This window comes from Paenibacillus selenitireducens, assembly GCF_002021565.1.
Classification (GTDB): Bacteria; Bacillota; Bacilli; order Paenibacillales; family Paenibacillaceae; genus Paenibacillus_K; species Paenibacillus_K selenitireducens.
Map to the genome: position 1 here is coordinate 406987 of NZ_MSZX01000006.1, position 22377 is coordinate 429363.

The 22377-nt window shown below is 45.8% G+C and carries 19 protein-coding genes; 3 read left to right on the forward strand and 16 right to left on the reverse strand.

Annotated features, from left to right (window positions below):
- Nucleotide 1 precedes the first annotated feature (1 nt).
- On the forward strand, nucleotides 2-1303 hold the full coding sequence (locus BVG16_RS17625) for an aspartate aminotransferase family protein (RefSeq protein ID WP_078500162.1): 1302 nt from the start codon (nucleotides 2-4) through the stop codon (nucleotides 1301-1303).
- A complete protein-coding gene (locus BVG16_RS17630; RefSeq protein ID WP_078500075.1) occupies nucleotides 1276-2145 on the forward strand; it encodes a UbiA-like polyprenyltransferase in 870 nt (289 codons plus the stop codon). Before BVG16_RS17625 ends, BVG16_RS17630 begins: the two co-directional genes overlap by 28 nt.
- 42 nt (nucleotides 2146-2187) lie before the next feature.
- On the opposite strand, the gene BVG16_RS17635 is transcribed toward BVG16_RS17630, so the two are convergent.
- The 15 genes from BVG16_RS17635 to BVG16_RS17705 all read right to left on the reverse strand — a co-directional run bounded on the left by BVG16_RS17635 (nucleotide 2188) and on the right by BVG16_RS17705 (nucleotide 19621).
- Complete coding sequence (locus BVG16_RS17635; RefSeq protein ID WP_078500164.1) at nucleotides 2188-3555, reverse strand: alpha-L-fucosidase; 1368 nt, start codon at nucleotides 3553-3555, stop codon at nucleotides 2188-2190.
- Between the two features lie 129 nt (nucleotides 3556-3684).
- Entirely contained in the window at nucleotides 3685-5397 is a 1713-nt protein-coding gene (locus BVG16_RS17640; protein ID WP_233147072.1) for an ABC transporter substrate-binding protein, read from the reverse strand.
- A gap of 124 nt (nucleotides 5398-5521) precedes the next feature.
- The gene (locus BVG16_RS17645; protein ID WP_078500077.1) at nucleotides 5522-6424 is read right to left on the reverse strand and encodes a carbohydrate ABC transporter permease; all 903 of its coding nucleotides are present in this window, start codon (nucleotides 6422-6424) and stop codon (nucleotides 5522-5524) included.
- Between the two features lie 43 nt (nucleotides 6425-6467).
- Complete coding sequence (locus BVG16_RS17650) at nucleotides 6468-7415, reverse strand: ABC transporter permease (protein WP_233147080.1); 948 nt, start codon at nucleotides 7413-7415, stop codon at nucleotides 6468-6470.
- Between the two features lie 228 nt (nucleotides 7416-7643).
- Entirely contained in the window at nucleotides 7644-9881 is a 2238-nt protein-coding gene (locus BVG16_RS17655) for a helix-turn-helix domain-containing protein (RefSeq protein WP_144027412.1), read from the reverse strand.
- A 217-nt stretch (nucleotides 9882-10098) separates the two neighbouring features.
- Nucleotides 10099-11085, reverse strand: a complete 987-nt coding sequence (locus tag BVG16_RS17660) for a polyprenyl synthetase family protein (RefSeq protein ID WP_078500080.1) — start codon at nucleotides 11083-11085, stop codon at nucleotides 10099-10101.
- Nucleotides 11072-11518 (reverse strand): hypothetical protein, encoded by a 447-nt coding sequence (locus BVG16_RS17665; RefSeq protein ID WP_078500082.1) that lies wholly within the window; start codon nucleotides 11516-11518, stop codon nucleotides 11072-11074. The genes BVG16_RS17660 and BVG16_RS17665 overlap by 14 nt, the downstream gene beginning before the upstream one ends.
- A gap of 227 nt (nucleotides 11519-11745) precedes the next feature.
- Nucleotides 11746-13626, reverse strand: coding sequence for an FAD-dependent oxidoreductase (locus tag BVG16_RS17670; protein ID WP_078500084.1), 1881 nt, complete (start codon nucleotides 13624-13626; stop codon nucleotides 11746-11748).
- 96 nt (nucleotides 13627-13722) lie between these two features.
- A complete protein-coding gene (locus BVG16_RS17675; protein ID WP_078500086.1) occupies nucleotides 13723-14619 on the reverse strand; it encodes an FMN-binding protein in 897 nt (298 codons plus the stop codon).
- A gap of 200 nt (nucleotides 14620-14819) precedes the next feature.
- Entirely contained in the window at nucleotides 14820-15461 is a 642-nt protein-coding gene (locus tag BVG16_RS17680; RefSeq protein ID WP_078500088.1) for a glycoside hydrolase family 73 protein, read from the reverse strand.
- Between the two features lie 126 nt (nucleotides 15462-15587).
- Complete coding sequence (locus BVG16_RS17685) at nucleotides 15588-16472, reverse strand: fumarylacetoacetate hydrolase family protein (protein ID WP_078500090.1); 885 nt, start codon at nucleotides 16470-16472, stop codon at nucleotides 15588-15590.
- Nucleotides 16473-16493: 21 nt separating this feature from the next.
- The gene (locus tag BVG16_RS17690) at nucleotides 16494-17267 is read right to left on the reverse strand and encodes an SDR family NAD(P)-dependent oxidoreductase (protein WP_078500092.1); all 774 of its coding nucleotides are present in this window, start codon (nucleotides 17265-17267) and stop codon (nucleotides 16494-16496) included.
- Nucleotides 17268-17305: 38 nt separating this feature from the next.
- Complete coding sequence (locus tag BVG16_RS17695; RefSeq protein ID WP_078500093.1) at nucleotides 17306-18100, reverse strand: SDR family NAD(P)-dependent oxidoreductase; 795 nt, start codon at nucleotides 18098-18100, stop codon at nucleotides 17306-17308.
- A gap of 22 nt (nucleotides 18101-18122) precedes the next feature.
- The gene (locus BVG16_RS17700; protein ID WP_078500095.1) at nucleotides 18123-19283 is read right to left on the reverse strand and encodes a UxaA family hydrolase; all 1161 of its coding nucleotides are present in this window, start codon (nucleotides 19281-19283) and stop codon (nucleotides 18123-18125) included.
- A 20-nt stretch (nucleotides 19284-19303) separates the two neighbouring features.
- Nucleotides 19304-19621: a UxaA family hydrolase gene (locus BVG16_RS17705; RefSeq protein WP_078500097.1), complete on the reverse strand. Its 318-nt coding sequence runs from the start codon at nucleotides 19619-19621 to the stop codon at nucleotides 19304-19306.
- Nucleotides 19622-19776: 155 nt separating this feature from the next.
- On the opposite strand from BVG16_RS17705, the gene BVG16_RS17710 reads away from it, so the two are divergent.
- Nucleotides 19777-20787, forward strand: coding sequence for a LacI family DNA-binding transcriptional regulator (locus tag BVG16_RS17710; protein ID WP_078500099.1), 1011 nt, complete (start codon nucleotides 19777-19779; stop codon nucleotides 20785-20787).
- A gap of 30 nt (nucleotides 20788-20817) precedes the next feature.
- Here BVG16_RS17710 and pruA read toward each other — a convergent pair whose 3' ends face one another.
- Nucleotides 20818-22365: an L-glutamate gamma-semialdehyde dehydrogenase gene (gene pruA / locus BVG16_RS17715; RefSeq protein WP_078500101.1), complete on the reverse strand. Its 1548-nt coding sequence runs from the start codon at nucleotides 22363-22365 to the stop codon at nucleotides 20818-20820.
- Nucleotides 22366-22377: the final 12 nt, after the last annotated feature.

A 22377-nucleotide genomic window follows, 5' to 3' on the forward strand; every position in this document is an offset into this window, starting at 1 on the left:
GATGACTACCTCTATCGGAGCGGATCAAATTATTGCCAAGCGTAAGCATTACATGTTTCCTTGTACCAGCCATTTTTATAAGAACCCGCCGCAAATCGTTCGAGGACACATGCAGTATTTGTACGATGATAAGGATACGCCGTTCGTTGATTTTTTCGCAGGCGTATCGGTTGTCGCTTGCGGTCACTGCAATGAACATATTACAAGAGCTACGATCAAACAGCTAGAAACCCTACAGCACACCTCCACCATTTATTTAACGCAACCTATGGTGGATTTAGCAGAGAAAATGGCATCCATCTTGCCAGGGAATCTATGTCGCACCTTCTTCTGCAACAGTGGTTCGGAAGCCAATGAAGGCGCACTGCTAGCGGCACGCCTTCATACAGGCAAGCGTGATTTCATCGCGCTGGAATACGGTTTGCATGGTCGGACATATCTGACTATGAGCGTTACAGGCATTCCGATGTGGCGAACCGATCCGAATTTAGACCCGAACGTAAACTTCATTCCGCGTCCTTATGACCCGAACGTATCACTCGAGGAAGCGGCGAATCGTTCTATTGAGGCATTACGTAAGGTGCTCGCAGAGAAGGGCGATTCCATTGCAGCCATGATCGTCGAGCCGATTCAAGGTAATGGCGGGATCATCGCACCTGCCAAACATTATTTCCAAGAAGTTCAAGCGCTGCTCAAAGCGCATAATGTGCTGCTGATTGCCGATGAAATTCAGACCGGGTTCGGCCGTACGGGGAAAATGTTCGCGATGGAACACTATAATGTTGTTCCTGATATCATGTCCATGGCGAAGGCGCTTGGAAATGGAACACCGATCGGCTGTTTCTCGACAACGAACGAAATCGCGAATTCCTTTAACAAACCTTCGGCATCGACTTTTGGCGGCAATCCTGTAGCCTCCGTCACAGCGATGGCCGTTCTGGATTATATTGAGAATGAGCGACTTGTCCATCGCTCCTCGAAGCTGGGCAGAGTTTTGTTCAACGGACTGAAGGACCTGCAGCAGAAATACAAATGGATATCCGATGTGCGGGGCATGGGGCTTATGGTTGGCGTGGAACTGTTCGCGAATGATCCGGAACAAGGGGCGGCTGCGGTCGATAAGGTCATTGAATGCATGAAAAATCGTGGTTTTATTGTGGGCAAGAATGGGATTCATCGGAATGTGCTGGCCTTCCAACCCCCACTTGTCATCCACGAATCAAATATACGTCGGATGCTGTCTTCCCTTGAGGATGTATGCGCCGGGGAGGAATCATGGTCATACGCGCTGTCAACAAAATAAGGCTTTTCGGCGAGCTTGTCATGTTCTCGCACACCCTATTCTCGCTTCCATTTGCCATCATATCGCTCGTATGGGCTTCCAACGGCTGGCCTACGCTCGATGTTGTCATCTGGTCGCTCATCGCGTTAGTCGCCGCCCGAAACGGCGCTAACGCGTTCAACCGGGTCGCGGATTTAAAGTTCGATGCATTGAATCCGCGTACGGCAGAACGGCATATGCCGAAGAAACAATTACTGACCAAAGAAGTTGTTGTGTTCGTTATTATAAACTATGCCCTATTCGTGTTCGCAGCGGCGATGCTTAATCCGTTATGCTTTGCATTATCGCCGGTAGCGATCGCGCTTATTACGGCTTATTCTTACACCAAACGCTTCACATGGCTATGTCATTTGTTCTTAGGATTTACCATTGCTTCCGCACCCATCGGTGCATGGTTCGCGGTTACAGGCCATTTCGCATTTACCCCGTTCGTGCTCGGTACGATAGTCATGTTGTGGATTGCTGGATTCGATATTATCTATGCCACACAAGACATTGAATTCGACCGTAAAAACGGACTTTGGTCCGTGCCCAGCATCTTTGGGTTCGAGGATGCGCTTTTTATCGCTCGGGGACTACATCTCATCATGGTGATGTTGCTTGTCAGTCTCTATTGGATTCGCGATTTGGGATGGATCTATTTGATCGGAATCGGGATTGCAACCGTTCTGCTGCTCACGGAGCACCGGATCATCAAGCCAAGTAACCGTCACCTGATGAAGGTCGCTTCCTATAAGCTAAATCAAGTGATTAGCATGGTGATCTTGTTCTGTACTTTACTCGATTTTATAGTGTTTAAATAAGAGAAGCCCTCACTGCCAGATAGCTGACAGTGAGGGCTTTTTTTACGTTAAAATCCGAATCACATGAGCAATCGGACAGATGCCTTGCAGAGCAGTCTCTGGAAGTTCTACCTTGAATCCCACATCCGTGCGCGTATAGTGAAGTGTCTCACCCGTATCAAACCATTGGATATCTGACACCTCTCCTGGATAAGGAATCTGCATTTCTTGTTCGATCGATGCATGCTCATCCTTGTACAATTTGAAGCAGAAGATGTCCGTCCCCTTCTTCGTAAAGGCATACCCATCTTGGAAATAGGGCTCTGCAATCCGGGTACCGTACACGGCCTCGCCGTATTGCTCTAACCATACGCCTAATTCCTTCATGCTGCGAACAGCCCCTTCGGGTAATCGTCCATCCGGTTGAGGTCCTACATTTAACGCTAGATTTCCGCCTTTCGAGACGATTTCGAGCAAGATGTGCACGATCTCACGTCCGGACTTGTAGGTATCTTCGTAACGGAAGGAGAAAGACGTCCCCATTGTGATGCAGCTTTCCCAAGGAATATGCATCGCATGTTTTGGAATGGTCTGTTCAGGTGTAACAACGTTTTCATAAGGGCCGCCGACGGTACGATCAACGGCCAGCAACCATGGTTGACGTTGACGCATTTTCTCTACGATTTCACCTAGCCGGATATCCTGCTTCCGCTCGCCGCCGCGTACCCAACCTGCATCGAGCCATAACATATCAATTCGTCCGTATCGCGTTAGCAGCTCTTCGATCTGTTGATGGGTGTAATCCACGAATTGCTCCCACAGCCAAGGATACTGCGTGGGATCATACGAAGGTCCACGCCACATCGAACTTCCGCGTTCCATGCCTGGCGCCCAGTAATACGGCGTATGCCAATCGGCTTTGGAGAAATACGCGGAAATGGCTAGCCCCTTTTCCCGAAACGCCTCGAACAGATGCCTACAAATATCGGCGTACTTATGCATGTGGAACGGCGTATCCGGACCGGTAATCCGATAATCCGTGGTGTGTGTATCCCACATGCAGAATCCGTCATGATGTTTGGTCGTAAAGGTCAGATATTTGAATCCGGTCTCCGCTGCCAACGCAGCCCATCGTTCCGGCTGGAAGCGGATGGGATGAAATGTCTTATTTAGATCAAAATATTCACGTTTGAAATGCTCCATATCCTCGGTCCAATCGACACCATCACGTGACCAATCCCCATCCGCATCGCTTAAAGCCCAAGATTCGACCAGTCCAACCTGTGAGTAGGGTCCCCAGTGCATCATCAGTCCGATTTTCTGATCCTTGAACCATTCCAAGCGTTCCAACAACATCGGGTCCGTCGGCTTCACCCATCCGGATTCATCGCTATAATTGTGCACGCCTTCTTCAACTTCTGGTTCATTCATGACTTCGACTTCAAGTTGTTCAACATTGACGTCACTCACCAAAATCCCTCCAAGCTCGATTCCCTTGATGGACAATTCCCTTAGGCAAGGTAACAACCCTACCTAAGGGAGATAGCACACAACAAGCCGTTATTTTTTCGAAGCTAGTGCTTTCTGATAGATTTCTAAATATTGCGTTAACTGCAATCCATCCAAGCCCTTCACATAAGCATCCCAATCCTTGTTAATATCTTTCGAGCCCGTAATGAACTGCGCCATGTTCGACTTCACATAGTCGCCTAAGGTTGTTTTGATCTGGGCAGCCAGCTCAGCATCCTCGAGGGCAATGAATAGACCGTTAGGATATTGCTCTTTCGAATGGTACGGCGCATACTGATCTGATACTTTATTCAATCGCGTGCCATATCCGTCATCAGCCAACATATCTTGTGGAGCCGTCCAGGATGCGCGATAAGCATACGTTCTTAACGAAGGGCCGATTTGTTCCCAACCGTCATTATGTGTAGGCTTTTTGTCCGTTTCAGGAACCGAAGTATATACCGCTTGTTTTCCGTTGATATCCAGTTCGCCATCTTTGGCTTTGTGCCATCTTTTTCCTTCCGGACCATATTCCTGAAGCAATATGGACTCTTCTGTATACAAGTAGTCTGCCAAACGAATCGCAGCAATCTGTTGCTCTGGTGTGGCTTTATTCGTGATCGCAAATTTTGCACTCGTAATCCCTGCAAAGTTAAGTGTTTGTTGGACACCATTCGGTCCTTTCAGCGGCGGAACAGCAACATAATCTTTATGGCGAGGTGCCTTGCTGTCCATGCTGTATGCGTAGCTGATCAACGCAGTTGACAGTGCTCCCATGACGTTGTCTGGCTCTTTGTTCGCAAGCTGTTGAATGGCATCCGCGTTTTGCGTGAAAGCCGCAGGATCAATAAGTCCTTCTTTGTACAATTTGTTCAAATATATGAGGCCTTGCTTCCATTCTTCTTTGTTCGCGACAAAATCTACTTTGCCATCCACGGCACGAAGGAAAGTACCTGCACCTTTCTCCGTATAGTCGTCTACGATGAACGAGTTCATCAAAAATGCGGAGACGTTCCCTGTCCACATCTCATCCGATCCTGTCAACGGAATTTCATCTGCCTTGCCGTTTCCGTTCGGGTCCTTCTCTTTAAACGCTTTCAAGACCGCATAGAATTCATCCGTCGTTGTCGGCACAGCAAGCCCTAATTTATCCAACCATGCTTTGTTAATCCACATTTTCAACGCATTATCGCAGTGGTAGCATTCATTGACCTGCGGAAGCGCATAGATGTTGCCGTCCGGTGCCGTAATCGATGATTTCATATACGAAATGTCATTCATCGCTTTTTTAATATTCGGTGCATAATTATCGATCAGATCATTCAGCGGAATGAAGACGCCTTGTTGGCCATATTTCATCTGCTCTTCCTTGTTAAGATCCCCTTGCAAGATGACTTCCGGGTAGTCGCCGCTTGCTAACATGAGCTGCTTACGATCATTTAAGGCATTATTCGGAACGAGGTCCCACTCTATTTTGATATTGGTTTTCTCTTCAAGATATTTCGTATACGTATTCGTCTCCATATTCTCGATCGATGGGTACTGCGGAGCGAACATCTTGATCGTCATTGGTTTCTTAACAATCGGATACGTACCGACTTCCGTGAACAATTCTTCTTGAGCAGTCGTTTTATCCCCTGAATTGTCACCTGTAGGTTGTTCAGGCTGTGTTGCGTTATTGCTGCTGCATGCACTTAATAGAAGTACCAAAGTCAATACAAAACTTAATGTACCAGCAAACGTCTTCGTCCATTTTTTTCTCATCAAAGACAACGCCTCCATATTCAATGTAATGAAACCCATGACCCTGCATCCTTTTGTATACCATACATGTTATTGCTCTTTAAGAACACACCACCTCCTTTATGAAAAGGAATATTTGATTGAATTAGCCTTTCAGGGAACCGATCATAACCCCTTTAACAAAATGCCGCTGTACAAATGGATAAATAATGAGAATCGGCGCACTTGCAACGACGATTAGTGAATATTTCAATAGTTCTCTGAGCCCTTGTTGAGCCTGTACTTGGTCGACATTCGCCATCATGGAAGGATCGACTGAACTCAGAATCAGAATGTTGCGCAGGATGATTTGCAGCGGGAATAAATCCGGTGACCGCAGGAAAATCAACGCATCGAAATATGCATTCCAATGCCCCACGGCATACATCAAGGTCATGACGGCAATAACCGGCTTCGATAACGGTAAGACAATACTGATAATAAAGCGAATATCACTGCATCCATCCAGCTCTGCCGCTTCCGATAGTTCATCTGGAATGGACGTCTGGAAGAAGGTTCGTGCAATGATGACTTGGAAGACAGCCAGCGCCCCGGGGAGTATCATCGCCCACCGCGTATCCAGCAAATGCAGGTTTTTGACAACCAAGTAGAACGGAATAAGACCGCCTTCGAACATCATCGTAATAACGAGCATGACCATAAACACATTGCGACCATAGAACGTTTTTCTAGCTAGCGGGTAAGCAATCATAATCGTCAATAGGACATTGATTAAGGTACCGACGATCGTATAGAAGAAGGAGTTCATAAAACCAATCCCAATCTGGGAATTGCGAAATACGGCCTTATAGCCATCCAGTGTAAAATCAACAGGGAACAACCATACCTTACCTGTTACGACGGCCTGTGGCGAGCTGATCGAAGAGCTAAGAATGTATAGTAGCGGAATCGCTACAACCAATAGAACGAAGGTTAAGAATACATAGACGAAGAACATAAATACCCGATCGCTTTTGGATTCTTGAATGTGAGATGATGTGGACTTCATAACGCTTCTCCTTTCATGCTCCTGATTTCCTGTGTGCACAGCATTACCATAGGCTGTTATTGGATAATTTTCTTGCAATATAGTTCACTGAGATTAACAAAATGAGATTGATGATGGAGTTAAAAAATCCGATCGCCGCAGAGAAGCTAAAGCTTGACCCAAGAAGCCCAACCTTGTACACGTACGTTGAAATGACTTCTGACGTACTTAAATTCAGCGGATTTTGCATCAGATATATTTTTTCGAACCCTAGTTTCATGATGTTGCCTAGGTTCAAAATCAATAGGATCACCGATACAGGAATCAAGCTTGGAATATCGATGTTCAAGATCTTCTGGATTCGGGATGCACCATCTACTTTGGCAGATTCGTACAGTTCGGGATTCACCCCGGACAGGGCCGCAATATAGATGATCGCGCCGTACCCCGTATGCTGCCATACATCTGACCATACATAAATCGATTTAAACAGACCAGGAATCCCCATAAAATTCGTATTCTCTACGCCAAGCATTCCAAACAGCTTGCTGACCATTCCCACATTGGGCGACAGGTTCACAATAATAATGGATACCATGATGACGGTTGAGATAAAGTATGGCGCATAAGAGACCATCTGTACGCTTTTCTTGAATAACCCATTACGGATTTCATTCAAAGCCAGCGCTAGAATGATCGGTGCGGGGAAACCAACGAGTAATCCGTAAAAACTGATTCCCAGCGTATTTTTGATATAAAGCCAGAAATTCGGTGATCCAAAAAACTGCTCAAAGTACTTCAGGCCTACCCAATGACTTCCCCAAATGCCTTTGATCACGTTGTAGTCTTTAAAGGCGATCACGATGCCGGCCATGGGTATATATTTGAAAATAATCAAATACAGCAAGGGTAACAAGATAACAAGATATAACTGCCAATGGCGCCTGATCTTTTTCCATGGCGATGTGCGAACCGCGGAAGTTTGTGTTAATGCTGATATTCCGCCATGCATAGGAGAATCCGTGTGTAGCTTCTTATTCAGACTGGGCATAACATAAAACTCCTTCCGTCTTTGTAGTTTCATGGGGTGGCTTAACCTACTTCCGATTGTAGGCGGAACCCCTATGAATGAACAAGAAACAAGAATAAACCGATGCAACCATTTTCGCATGGCCGATGAAACAAGAAAAAGCAGCGAGATATCTCGCTGCTTTGACTGTTTTCTACGACTAAACCATTTTCAACCATTCGCCCTGCGCGTACGTTCTGTGCGATATTCCCCTGGCGAATAGCCCGTTATTTTCTTAAAGACACGGCTGAACGAAATCGCGCTGGTATATCCAACCTGCTCCGCAATCTCCTGGATCGCATCGTTCGTCTCGACCAATAATCGCTGTGCCTCTTGCATCCGCAGATCAATGAGGAAATCGACGAATTTCTGACCCGTATTTTCTTTGAATAATCGACTCACATACTTCGGATTGATATGGAATTGTTCGCCCAACCATTCCAATGACATATTGGGATTCGCATAGTCCCGCTCCATGTACTTACGGATGTCTCGGATTAGCGAAGCGTGCTGGCTCTCGTCCTGCAACTGCTGTAAAGAGACATATAAGGCTTGAAGCACCTGTTTTGTTTCATCCCGCAGATGATCGAGCGAATAATCGTTGTCCATCTGCTCGCTAAGCTTCGGCAGCCCTTCTTGAATCCAAATCTGATGATAGTTCTTATTGGCTGTAGACATCTCGCGTCCAAAGTAATAAATCAAGTAGTTCATTAAATTTACGATTTCATCGTTCGTCAACCGCCCATGCTTCAACTGAACGAACCATTCATCATATTGATCCGACCAATTGTTTTCCAGCATTCGAAAAGATTGCGCAATCGATCGTATCGCACCTAGATGGGAATAGATTTCGGCTTGACTCTGACTTGCAATGTCATCGCTTGTAATCCAACGATTCTCACCAAGAACAATTTTATACTTCAGCGCTTCCATCGCGCCCTTATAAGATTTAGGAATACCTTGGATTGTCTCCGCATGATGTCCAATTCCGATCGTGATCGTAAATTTCAAATTTTGCTCGGTCCATGCACGAATTTGGTCGACTAACTGAAGGAGGATGGACTGTTCCCCTCGCTCCACATCCCCCTTCTCAAATAACATGACAGATAAATTCGACGCTGACGTCCACTCTGACCATTGCTGGCTCTCCAGCTTCGAGGCGATTTCTCCTACGACCGACCGAAGCGTGAATTTCAGAAGGTCCTGATCTCCCTTCGAGAAGTTGCTGCAGAAATCTCCGTATTTATCGATCTCTACCACCAATATACGGTACAAGCCCAGTGGCAAGGGCAATTTTAACTGAAGGGCTTGCAGCTCCCAATCCGATTGGGTAAGCGCCGAGCCCCCTTCAATTAATTGATGAAAGAGAAACCGTGTTCGAAGATGGAGATCTTCCTGATATTTTTGCTGATATTGCTTCGACTGCTCGAGAATATTATCCAGTGCTGATTCTATGAATGCGAACTCGTCAGGCGCTCCACGCTTGGAGCCCCCGCCAGATACAGGTAAGGAATACCCGCTAAACCGTGCTGCAATCTGTTCAATGGGTCTTGAGTTTCTACGAGATACATAGATCATCCATATCAATCCGAGCGCGATCATCAATAAACCGATGACGAACCACACATTATATAAGGAAGAAATGATATGTACGAACCCGCCATGAACAAGTCCACTCCCATACTTCCACTTCGAGTAGCTTGAGACATATTGGGAATATATTTCAGAATCTTTGACCTGAATCGGACTACCGAACAGCATGTTGTCGGTCGTATCGGTGACCTGGATGAAGCTCACTTTGGAATCGTAAAGATCCCTGGTTAATTTGTTCAAGGTATCGGTTGCGACATTAATGACGATCATCCCCTGATCATTTTTCATGTACGGGGATCCTCGCACGAGACTAACAACTTGCTTACCGCCGATCCTTTTGAACTGTTCGAACGTACGGCCATCGGTCCACTTCGGCGTTTTGGATATTTGATATTGCTCTATAAATGTCTGATCCGGATATTGCTTCACGAACGAATTGGTGGCATCACTAAGCACGAACCCATCGGAATACCTGACCAAATAGATCGAATCAATTAAGGGATAGTAGTTAATCATTTCTTTCAACTTCTGAACGGCACTAATATTAATATAAGGGTCACCTGTGGTGCCTGACTTAAAAAAATCTTTTAATGGCTTGCTATTGATCGTCTCTAACACAACCATATTGTCGATGACTTTGAGTGACGTATCTACGAGACGCATCGCTTGCAATGATAACATTTTATTCGCGTTTAATGCTTCCTTACGGTTCTGTTCACTAAACAGCTGAAAAAACACGAAGAAAATAAACGTGATCACGATAATAAACATCGGCATATAGGAAAGCAAAAGCCGTTTAAACCAAGAATTCCTCATGATCCGACCTACCTTTACCTTATACTGCATCTTGAACATCAGATATGAGCCATTATATACCATTCAGAAGCAGGTTGTAACCCCTTACATATGAACGAATACCAGCAGAAAACAAAATCCCTTCGGTCCAACAGGCCGCCCCTCAATACTAAGGAGTCATATCACTGTTGATCCGAAGGGACCCGTATTTACAATTTCAAATAGGATGGAATAGGTGTTAGAAATCCCGATGATTAAAATAATGCCAGATCACTTCCAGATCTTGATGCGCTTCGAAATCACGCAACTCATCGATAATATCCCAGGCTTTCTGCATGTATTCCCGGCTTATTGCTTCCGTTCGCTCCAATGCATCGCTCTGCCGTATCGCCTCAACAATCGCCTGGAACTCATTTAACGTTGAATGCTCATGTAATCCACGAATCCGTGTCCCAAGCACCTCATCTTCCAATGCGTAAATCACGGGCAATGTGACTTGACCATTCATTAAATCCGCTCCTGCAGGTTTGCCTAGCTTCTCCTGGGTCTGTACAAAATCAAGCAAGTCATCGCGAATTTGAAAAGACATCCCGACCGCTTCCCCAAAATCAAAGAGCTTCTGAGCTACCCGTTCATCCGCCGCAGCGGCACGCGCACCAACTTGAAGACAGGCAGCCATAAGCAGCGCCGTTTTATTCATTGTCTTCTCCAAGTACATCTTAAGAGAAATATCGTAATCGAACCGTGTGTTCAGCTGCTGATACTCCCCTAGACAGAGCCGAGAAGGCGCAGCTGCAATCAGCTCTTGAAGATAATCTTCGGTCTTGTCTTCATCTGAATACTCAAGAAGCGCTTCTACGATTCGAGCCATCATATAATTCGCCACATGTGTCGCGGTGTATACGTCGGTCTTCACATGCAGGGTAGGTTGTTGTCTCCGTTGGTCCGCATGATCAATAATATCATCATGGATTAAGGAGGAAGCATGAATAAATTCTGCTGCTGCTGCAAGCCGTATCAATTGTTTATCCTGTAATTCCGTACCGAATCGACTCCCGATGATGACCATCATGGGCCGAAGCCTTTTGCCTCCCGCTTGAATGAGCTCGATTACACTGCGTTTAACAACAGAAAATACGGATAGATCCCGATCATAACGGACCAAATCAATCATTTCTTTGTCTATCCGATCAATATCAATGTGAAGCGCCTCAGATAACTTCATAGGTCACCTGCACGTATCGGCGTGTCACAAATTGTTGAATCGCAGTCCCTAGCAGATAATCAGCGGGCTTTCCTTCAATTCTGCGAATTTGTAACGACTTATGAACCGTTGCTAACGATCTGAGTAAATCCATTGCTTTATATCGTAAAGCATATTCAAAATATAAACTTTGCAAATAATCGCCGTCTAGAATTCGTTTCGTCAATTGCTGCTCATCTTTACCAACACCATCATGGCATTGTAAAGATAATCGAAGCAATATATAACATCCTAAGATACACTCACGACGATCGTCTTCCATGTCATACTCATTCAGGAATTCTGCCATATCTCGAACCCATCTTGTATCCATTTCAATCGCAATTCCTGCCTCTTGGGATAATTGCTTCTTCAATTGATTCATCGTTTGGCTGATTAACAAGCTCGCACTCATGATTAATCACCTGCTTTTCTGCTCAAGTAAATAACGAGCTCATCGACGATGTGACGATAAGCATTGCTGCGAGAAACTCACATGTGGGAAACCCTCTATCAAGGCCTCTCAAAGATGAGCGACCGCGATTAGAGGATGGTTTTTCTATGGGGTAAACGAAGGAGCGTAATGTACAAGCTTGCACATTACGCTTCTTTTTTACAATGGACTGATACATCGTGCTTGTTTTAATCCGCGTAAATGTACCATTTCCGAACGATCGGAATCTTCTTCCATATTCTTTTGAGATGAGGATACAAGTAGTAGTCCAAGCCAAGCGTGCTTCCGGATCCGCCGATAAGCGCACAGCCTGCGAACCAGTACCATAACATTTCGTAAGGAGCCATGCCGGAAGTCCAGATCATGAGTCCCATACCGATTGTCGCAATCGAAGCAATCGACGTGAATAGACCCGCAATCAACATCAAACCAAAGATAATTTCACCGGCAACCATAGCCGTCTGGAAAAGCGTTGCTAGGAACGTATAACCGCCATCGTTCGTATAGAAGAACATATCCATGGTACCATTCACCATATTACTAATGAAACCTGGCACAGGGATCGCTTCAACCGCCGTTTTAGCACCCTCAACGGCCGAAGCAGCAGCCGATGCATCTACGGTCTGGTGGACATCCGAGATCGCTTGCGTGGCAGCAGATGTACCATCTACGGCTTTCGCAGGAATCAAGAAAATGTTCGTTGGATCTTTCCATACCTTAGGTAACTTATTCAATCCTTCTTTTAACCACATCGCACCGACGAATACCCGTAACGGTACCAGCCAGAAATTCGGCGAACGCTTCGATAAATGCCCGCCCACGAAGCTGCGACGGTTAGGAACATGGAAGAACTCATGTAACATGTAGGAATAACATTTATTAAATCCGCATACTTGGAACAAGTAGAACAGATTGATGAAATGTTTGAAGAACATTGCCATGAAGCCAGAGAACATAAACATTTTGCCAGGAAGACCTACATTGGCTACCCCGTAACGTCCACCGATACATACCATGGCTCCGTGGAATACTGGTTTATAAGCTTTCTGCTCGCCGCCCGTAATCACTGCATGAATATTATTCGCTATCACAGGTGCAGCATTCTCGGCATTTTCAACCATTTGCGGAACAGGACGTTCTTCGCCTTCTGGAATGAAGAAGATGTTATCGCCGACAACATACACATTCTTATGATCCACACTTTGTAAGTGTTCGTTCGTAACGATCCGTTTTCTGCCCTTTTGTTCCAAGTCCAGGTCGCCAACAAGATCCGAACCTTCGACACCTGCGGTCCAAATGACAGTTTTCGCTTCAATGTCACCCGATTCACCTAAGCTAACGGATGTGGGTGATACGCCCGTAATTTGTGTTCCTGTTATCACTTCGATGCCAAGTTTGTCGAGACGTTTTTTAGCCTTGGCAATCAATTTGTCCGGTAGAATCGGAAGAATTTTTGGAGCCATATCAGCAACAACTAACCGTACTTCAGAAGGTTCCACATAGAATTCTTTGCATAATTGTTCTTTATATTCCCCTAATTCGCCGATCATTTCGATACCCGTAAAACCGGCTCCAACAACGACAAAGGTTAACATTTGTTTGCGGATTGTCGGATTCGTCTCTTTTACAGCCGCGATGAACATGTTACGGATATGCTCGCGAAGTTTTACAGCATCTTCATAAGACCATAAGGAGAAAGCATGCTCTTCTGCGCCTGAAATTCCGAAGTACGATGGCTTACAACCTGTACCGATAACTAAGTAATCGTATTGATATTTATTATTCCCTTTGGAGTGCAGTGTATTGTTATCGAAGTCGATGTTCGCGATATCATCCAATACAACATCCACATTACGTCCTGCAAAAATTTTCTTCAGATCGACTTTAATCGAGTCCTCTTCAACCCGACCTGCTGCTACTTCATGTAATTCAGTTAGGAGTGTGTGATATGGCTTGCGATCGATCAATTTGATCTCAACGCCAGATCCCTTCTTAAATTTCTTGGCTAATTTCTTCGCCGTTAAGACGCCTCCGTAACCTCCACCAAGAACAACGATTTTCTTTGTCATGGGAGTCACCTCTTCGTTCGTATTTTACGAAAGAAACCCCCGCCGTTTGCTCGACAGGGAATTCTTTCTTGTTCATCCATTCGTAAGTATTTCTGCTTATTTCGCGCCTTCTAATGCTTTTGTAGCCAAGTCAACGAATGGGCTAACCGTAATCGTTACACCGGATACCGCATCCGATTTACCGTCATCTTTCAGAGCAAATGCGGAAGGATCTTGTTTCTCGATTAAGAATTTCTCAGCTGCTGCTGCTTCTTCATGCCATTCAGCAAGAGCGTTTCCTTTTTCTTTCATACCGTATTTACCGTCTTGGGATAATTTTTTCTTTGTGTCTCCACCGTCTTTGCTCAATCCATCCCAGTTCGCTGCAACGATATTCCCGTTAAGAACCGTCAAATCAACACTAAATTTAAAGCCAGTTTTATCGAAGTCTGCCTCTTCAGCATGGTAAGCACCATCTTTATAAGGACCTGGTTGAACCACACCTGCTGCTAGTGCTTTCTCAGCCAATTCTGCGAAAGGAGCTACTGTAATCGTTACGCCAGATACCGCATCGGATTTACCGTCAGCGTTCGTTGTAATGGCTTTAGGATCTTGTTTTTCAATCAAGAATTGCTCTGCTTTTTGGGCTTCCTCGTGCCATTCAGCGAGCGCGCCGCCTTTTTCTTTCATTGGGTATTTACCCTCTTTAGAAAGAGTCTTCTTGTCTGGGCCTGCTGCTTCATTGATCCCATTCCAGTTCGCTTCCGTAATTTTGCCGCCTTCCACTTTCAAAGTCACAGCATATTTCCAACCTTCTGCGAATTCAGGCTGTTCTGCATAATATGTTCCATCCGCGTAAGCCCCCTGCTTAGCAGCACTATCATTATCATTTGTTGTTTGTTCTGTGGATGTTGTGTTATCTGTAGCCGCTTTGTCGTCAGATTTTGCTCCGCAACCTGCTAATAGACCAATTACCAACGCAGTCGTCATTAAAATTACAGATAGTTTTTTCATTCTCTAGACCCTCCTATTTGTTATAGCCCCCACTGGGTTGTGAATTTTATCTCAAAGTCATTTTATCAGAATTTTAACATCGGGCATGTGATGTATATCACAAAAAAATTAGAATTTTAAATTTGAATCATTCCTTCCAAATATCATCCAAAAAAAAAAGGCGAACCCGCTCGGTTCGCCCCTTTGCTCTTGCATTTTATTCATTTTAAACGACTTAACACAATCGTATTTAACCAAGTCAATTCAGATAACGTCAATTGACTATTCTTGGCCTTATCCAGCCAACTCGGGTCCGTAATATATCCTTTTTTGATCAAATCGTCTAAGGCTGCCACTAACATCGTCTGCTGGTTTGCGTTTAAATTCAACGTGTTCTCCTCCTTTGTTGAGGCCGTGTCAAACATATATAAATGATATTGTTCGATTAATCGAATTAATGAGGCCGCGTAGCTTGGACTGGTTGCGTAACCGCCTTGTGCTACCGCATTGGCTGCTGTTTTATAATCTGCACCGATCACCTTCCGATACCGGTTGGGATTATCGCGTGTCCCATTCAATAGCAATGAGGAATGATCATCAATGGATTGCTGCCAGTCTGCATAGCTGCGGAAAGATGCCGTGGTTTGATATGGCTTGCCATCGGGACCATATTCAATCGTAGGCCAAGAGCTGTTCCCTCCTTTGATCCCGAACAGGTTATTCTGCTTCACCGTCAGACCCGAGCTTCCCCAAGCGCTCTCTAGGGCGGCTTGCGCAATCGTCAGTGAAGCTGGAATCCCGGTGTCTTGCATGCTTTTGACAGCCATCGGCGCAATCCTCGAAATAAATTGTTGCGGATCCATATGCATGTCCCTCCTCTCATACCACAATATATGCAAGGAAACCGAAGAAGGACAAGGCTGATTCCAAAAAACGCAAAAAACCCGCACAGCAATCATGCTGTACAGGCTCGTAATTCGATGATGTACTTATTCACCAATAAATCGGTTCGTTAATGCGCCAAGCTTCTCAATTTCAATCGTAACAACATCACCTGGCTGTAAGTATACGCGTTGTTCCGGAGGCAATCCAAGCACAACACCTTCTGGTGTTCCTGTCAAAATAATATCCCCAGGAACCAGGGTCATATGCTGCGAGATATAGCTTACGATCTCATCGCAAGCAAAAATCATATCCGACGTATTTGAATTTTGACGCACTTCACCATTCACGGTTGCGCTAATCTTCAAATCGTTGGGATTTCCAACTTCATCGGCTGTAACCAAGTAAGGACCCAGCGGGCTGAAATCATCACAAGTTTTACCTAATAACCATTGATGCGTGCGCATCTGCAAATCACGTGCAGACAGGTCATTTACTGCACAGTAACCAAATACATGATCAAGCGCTTCTTCACGGGATACATTTTTGGTATTTTTCCCAATGACGATCACGAGCTCTGCTTCATAATCCAATTCTTTAGTTACGTTCGGCACAACAATCTCTGCTTGGTGAGCTGTCAAAGTGTTATTGAATTTATTGAATAAGATCGGATATTGCGGAATCGGCGCATTCGTCTCTTCCGCGTGCTTACGGTAGTTCAGACCGACACAAATGATTTTGTTCGGAGCTGTGACACATGGTCCCCACGTTATCGTTGACTCATCCAAGTAGCTTGATGTCGGGGCTTCCTTGATGAAGGATTGAAGCGCCTGAACAGCTTCGACTCCACCTTCAATCACTTCCATCACTGTTGTAGGTACTTGATTGTTCCCTGGTTGTGCGGCTAATGCACCAACAACATCGAGTACGCCTTGCTCAGTGCGAACACCTAAACGTTGTTGACCCTCGTTAATGAATGTTAATAATTTCACGTTGCGATCCTCCTTAGTCGATTATGCGTTTTTACCGAATACAACACCGCCGTCAATATACAGCGGGGAGCCCATCATGAACTTCGATTCATCTGAAGCTAAGAACAATGCCGCTTGCGCCACATCTTCCGGACGTCCCAAATCACCGCTTAATTGACGTGTTTTCAATGAAGCATACGCTTCTTCTGGATTATCATAAGACTTCTTCAAGTAATCTTCAACAAACGGTGTCAGAATGGTCCCTGGCAATAGGGCATTTACACGAATATTATACGGCGCATAATCCACTTGCATGGATTTTGTTAAGGCAAGAACAGCACCTTTGGTCGTGGAGTAAGATCCGCGTTGTGCCAGACCAATCTCCGCGATACACGACGACATATTAATGATAGACCCGGATTTCGCTTCCATCATATGCGGCAGTACATATTTGCTAGGCAGGAATACGCCTTTAATGTTGATATTGATCACGCGGTCCCATGCTTCTTCTTCAATTTCATGCAATCGGCCCACACCACTAACCCCTGCATTGTTAAAGAGCACATCGATGCGTCCGTAACGTTCGATCGCTTCCGCGACCATGGCTTGCACTTCAGCAGCTTTGGTTACATCTGCCTTGATGAAATAGGCACGGCCGCCAGCCGCTTCAATTTCACGAACTGTGGCTTGCCCATGTTCTACATTCAAATCGTTGACGATTACAACTGCGCCTTCTTGTGCAAATCGCAATGCCGTACTTCTTCCAATTCCAGAGCCCGATCCTGTAATTAACGTTACTTTATCCTGCAATCTCATCTACGTACTCCCCTTTCATTTCGAACGAACGATTGGTTTTAGTGCTCCATATGATCATCTGGTTGTGCTGCTTTGACCGTTAAACCACCATCTACCATCAGTAAATGGCCATTAACTTGCATGGCTTCTTCCGATGCTAAGAATACAACTGCATCGCCAATTTGACGGGCAGTTCCTAGTCGTTTCATCGGGTTTGCATCAATTTCTTGCTGACGAATTTCAGGGCTGGCCAGATAATCCGTACACATATCCGTATCCACCGTGCTTGGTCCAACCGCATTGACATTAATATTGAACTTGCCTAATTCAATCGCCATGCCTTTGGTCAGCATGTTCGCTGCCGCTTTCGATGATTGATAGTGCGGAATTACTGGACTCGTTACCACCAAGCTTGCTGTCGACAATACGTTAACGATTTTACCGTAGCGGCGTTCAATCATCCCTTTGGCAGCGATTTGAGAACATAGGAAAATGGATTTCACGTTGGTATTATAAGTACGATCCCAAGTCTCTTCCGATACCTGCATGAAAGCTTCGAATGGTGCAACCCCTGCATTATTCACGAGAATTTCAACCGGTCCAAGTTCCGCTTCTACCGCTGCGAACATTGCTTCAACTTGTGCTTTGCTGCCTACGTCTGCACGTACGACCATCGCGCGTTGACCCAAGGCTTCAACTTTCGCTTTTACCTGCTCTGCAAGGTCCAAGCTGCGTTCTGATGTATAGTTAATCGCTACGTCTGCACCCTCTTCGGCTAGGCGAATGACAATGGCCTCTCCAATACCGCGGCTGCCACCCGTAACAAGTGCTACTTTTGATTTTAATCGATTCATATCTCTATTGCCTCCTCATTTATTACAATGTTGGTCCAATACGGTTGATACTAAATTCTTGATGCCCTAAAATCTCAGCCTTCGTCTCTTTGCCGTCCGCAACTTCAACGATTTCCTGCCAGATGGCTTCCCCAGCTTCGTTCAATCCTAACGTACCGTTCAGCATCGCACTAACATCCACATCCAAGTTATCGTTCATCGACTTAAATACGCGCTCATTACCGGTAATTTTAATAACTGGGATAACAGCCGCGCCAGTTGGCGTTCCACGTCCTGTCGTAAAGCACACCAGATGTACACCGCTAGCCGCCATACCCGACACACACTCAATGTCATTTCCCGGGGAATCCATGAAATACAGACCTTTACCCGGAACCGCTTCTGCATATTCAAAAGCGCCTACGAGGGGTGAAGTACCGCATTTACTGATGCATCCCAAAGATTTTTCTTCTATAGTAGAAAGTCCGCCTGCAATGTTGCCCGGGCTTGGATTTCCCCCGCGCATATCGGCGCCCATTCGGTTAATTTCCACTTCAAAACGTTCGATAAAATGATACAGCTTATCCGCTACCTCTGGTGTACTGCAGCGCGCAGCCATGACATGTTCCGCACCAATGATCTCCGTCGTTTCACTGATGACAACGGTTCCGCCTTTAGCAATCAGAATATCCGATGCTACACCTAATGCCGGATTCGATGCCATGCCTGATGTCGCATCTGATCCACCGCATTTCACGCCAATGCGCAATTCACTAATTGGAACATCGACAACTGGCTCTTGATCCAAGCCAGCACGCAGCCGTTTGGCGATTTCGATTCCTTTTTGAATGGCTTTCACCGATCCACCGACTTCTTGAATATCAATGACTTCAACGGGTTTGCCCGTCTCACCGATGGATTGTGCCAATTCATGCGGGTTAATGACTTCGCATCCCAGACTAACAATAATGACGGCCCCAACATTCGGGTTGCGCCCTGTACCAGCTAACGTCTCGAATGTACGCACTTTATCCGCGCCAATTTGGCTGCATCCATGTTGATGAGGAATGGAAACGGTTCCACTTACACTCTGACTAATCCGATTGCATACTTGATTCGCACAAATAACGGTGGGAATCACTAATAAATGATTACGAATTCCGTATTCTCCGTTTGCACGTTGATATCCCTTAATATGATCCATGATCTTGGCCTCCCTGGCGCTTATGCCTCTTGACTTTGGTCTCCTCTACCGCGAATCCCTTCCACATTGTGCACATGGACATGACGTCCACGTTCGATTGCAATCGTTGCACGCCCAATCACTTCACCGTATTTCTTCACATGTGTGCCTTCTTCCATGTCGACAAGAGCAATCTTATGCCCAAATGGAATCGGGTCTAACGCAACAACTGTTACCAGCTGATCTTTACTTCTGTAATGCACGGTATCCCCTGCTGCGATATCTTTCAAAGCGGTGGCTACATGATCCTTCTCATCCACAACTAATGCATCTGCACCTGCTACAACTTCACCAGCCATTATTCAATCACCTCGGATTTAGAGTTATCGGTAACTCAAAAGTATCAATTTTACGGTTTAGTGTCAAGGGATATTTTCCTGAGTGATGACCTTGACTTTCAAGATCAATTCCGTCAATAATGACTTAAACACCTGATTGAGAAAGGGATCTTACCATGGTTTCAATTTATGATATCGCCAAACGTGCGCAGTGTTCCACGATGACGGTTTCTAGAGTTATCAATAACACTGGACGGATTAGCGAAAAGACAAGACAGCGCGTCAAAGCCATTATGGCGGAAATGAATTACGTACCGAACCAAGCCGCGCGCAGCCTCGTCCTGCAGCAGACGAAGATTATTTCACTTTTAATCACGGATATTACGAATCCATTCTATACAACGCTGGCCCGCGGAGCAGAAGATGCTGCCAAACGGCTCGGTTATCAAGTCATGTTCTCGAATAGCGATGAGAACCTGGATAAGGAGAAAGAATATATCGATACGGTTCTCTCGATGCGGGTAGATGGAGTCCTTATTGCGCCAGCGGGGGACCATTCCGTAGAACATTTGGAGAAGCTTCGGCAATATAACATTCCCTTCGTGCTTGTAGACCGTGAGGTGCCAGGAGTAGAGTCCGATCGTGTCTTAGGAGACAGCAAGGAAGGCTCCAAAGCGCTTGTCGAGCATCTGATCGCGCTTGGGCATCGTCGTATCGCATTTATTAATGGATCCTTAGATATTTCAACCGCTCGGATGCGTAGAGCAGGCTACTTGGAAACGTTAAAATTGAATGATATTGAGGTCCAACCGGATTACATGTTCGATACGACCTATTCTCGTTTTGACGCGGATCCCATCATTGAGAAAATGATCGCGATGCCGAAAAGTAAGCGTCCTACAGCCATATTCGCAGCCAATAACTTCATCACGTTAGCAGCAATCCGATCTCTTCGCGCGAAAGGCTTGCGGGTTCCCGAAGACTTCTCCATCGTCTGCTTCGATGATCTCGATCCGGATTATATCGTCGATCCTTTCCTCACGATTGCGGCACAGCCAGCGTATGATTTCGGACGGATTGGCATGCAAATGCTCATCGATCGAATCCACGGGCCTATCGATGAATACCGGAGCGTGATTCTGCCATCCAAATTGCTTGTTCGCCAATCAAGCACACCACTTACCTAAATAAACCTGAAGGGAATCCCCTTCAGGCCTTTACCATTTCTCCGAGACTAGCTTCGCTTGCGTAAATAGCAATAGATAATCCCTTCCCCCTGCTTTCGAGTCTGTACCCGACATATTAAATCCTCCGAAGGGATGTACGCCGACGAGTGCTCCCGTACATTTCCGATTAAAATACAGGTTACCGCAGTGCATGTTGTGACGCGCATACGTTAAATGCTGCCGATTCTCGCTGAATACGGAACCCGTTAAACCATACTCGGTATGATTGAATAAACGGATCGCGTCCTCAAAATCTTTGGCTTTCGATACTGCTAAAATAGGTCCGAATATTTCTTCCTGCATAATTCGCGCATCTTCGGTTACATTCGCAAAAATCGTCGGTTGAAGATAATACCCGTTGCCTTCCACTTTGCCTCCACCAAGTACAAGTTGCCCTTCCGTTTTTCCAATCTCCATGAACGAGAGTATTTTCTGATAAGCTGACGCGTCAATGACAGGCCCCATTGCATAATTCAGTGCTGCATCTCCGACCTGAAGAGCCTCCGTGAGCTCAATCACCTTGCTCAAGACCTCATCATACACGTCCTGATGCAGGATCGCACGTGAACCTGCCGAACATTTCTGTCCCTGAAAACCAAAAGCGGATTGAACAATGGCTAGAGCGGCTTCCTCCACACGTGCGGTGCGATCCACAACAATACCGTCCTTGCCCCCCAACTCCGCAATAAACCGTTTGATCCAGCGTTGCTCTGTACTCGGCTTCGCTATACGCTCATTAATGCGGAGTCCAACTTCCCGGGATCCTGTGAATGCCACAAATCGGGTCTTCGGATGTTCTACTAGAAAATCTCCGATCTCAGCTCCTGAACCAGGAACAAAATTCAGAACTCCCGGCGGGAGGCCAACTTCTTCCATCAACTCTACAAATTTCGCCGCGATGATGGGTGATGTGGATGCTGGTTTGAGCACCACCGTATTCCCGGATACAATAGCTGCCGTCGTCATGCCGGCCATGATCGCGAGCGGGAAATTCCATGGAGGAATCACGACGCCAACGCCTAACGGTATATAGGTTAACTGATTATCCTCTCCTTCATAAGGCACCAATGGTTGTACCTCATCTAACCGGAGCATCTCGCGCCCGTAGAACTCCAGAAAATCTATGGCTTCGGCAACATCCGCATCTGCTTCTGCCCAGTTCTTACCTACCTCGTAGATTAACCAAGCCATATACTCGTATTTGCGTCGGCGCATAATTGCAGCTGCTTTAAAAAGATAGCCCGCCCGATCACTGGCATCTACATGCTGCCAGGTTCGGTATGCCTCATCCGCTGATTCAATCGCTCGATTAGCGAACTCTTGGTTCGCTTGCGCTACCCTGCCGATCGTTTGATCTAATTGCCCAGGATTGATCGACACCCCAAGCTGCTCTGTCCGAATCTTGTTCCCGTGAATAACAAGTTGATACGTACGTCCTAATTCCTGTTTCACTTTCATTAATGCCTCTTCCATGGCGGCTCGTACCGCCGGATTTGCGAAATTGCTAAAAGGCTCATTACGAAATACAACCATTCCCATTCTTGCTCCTCC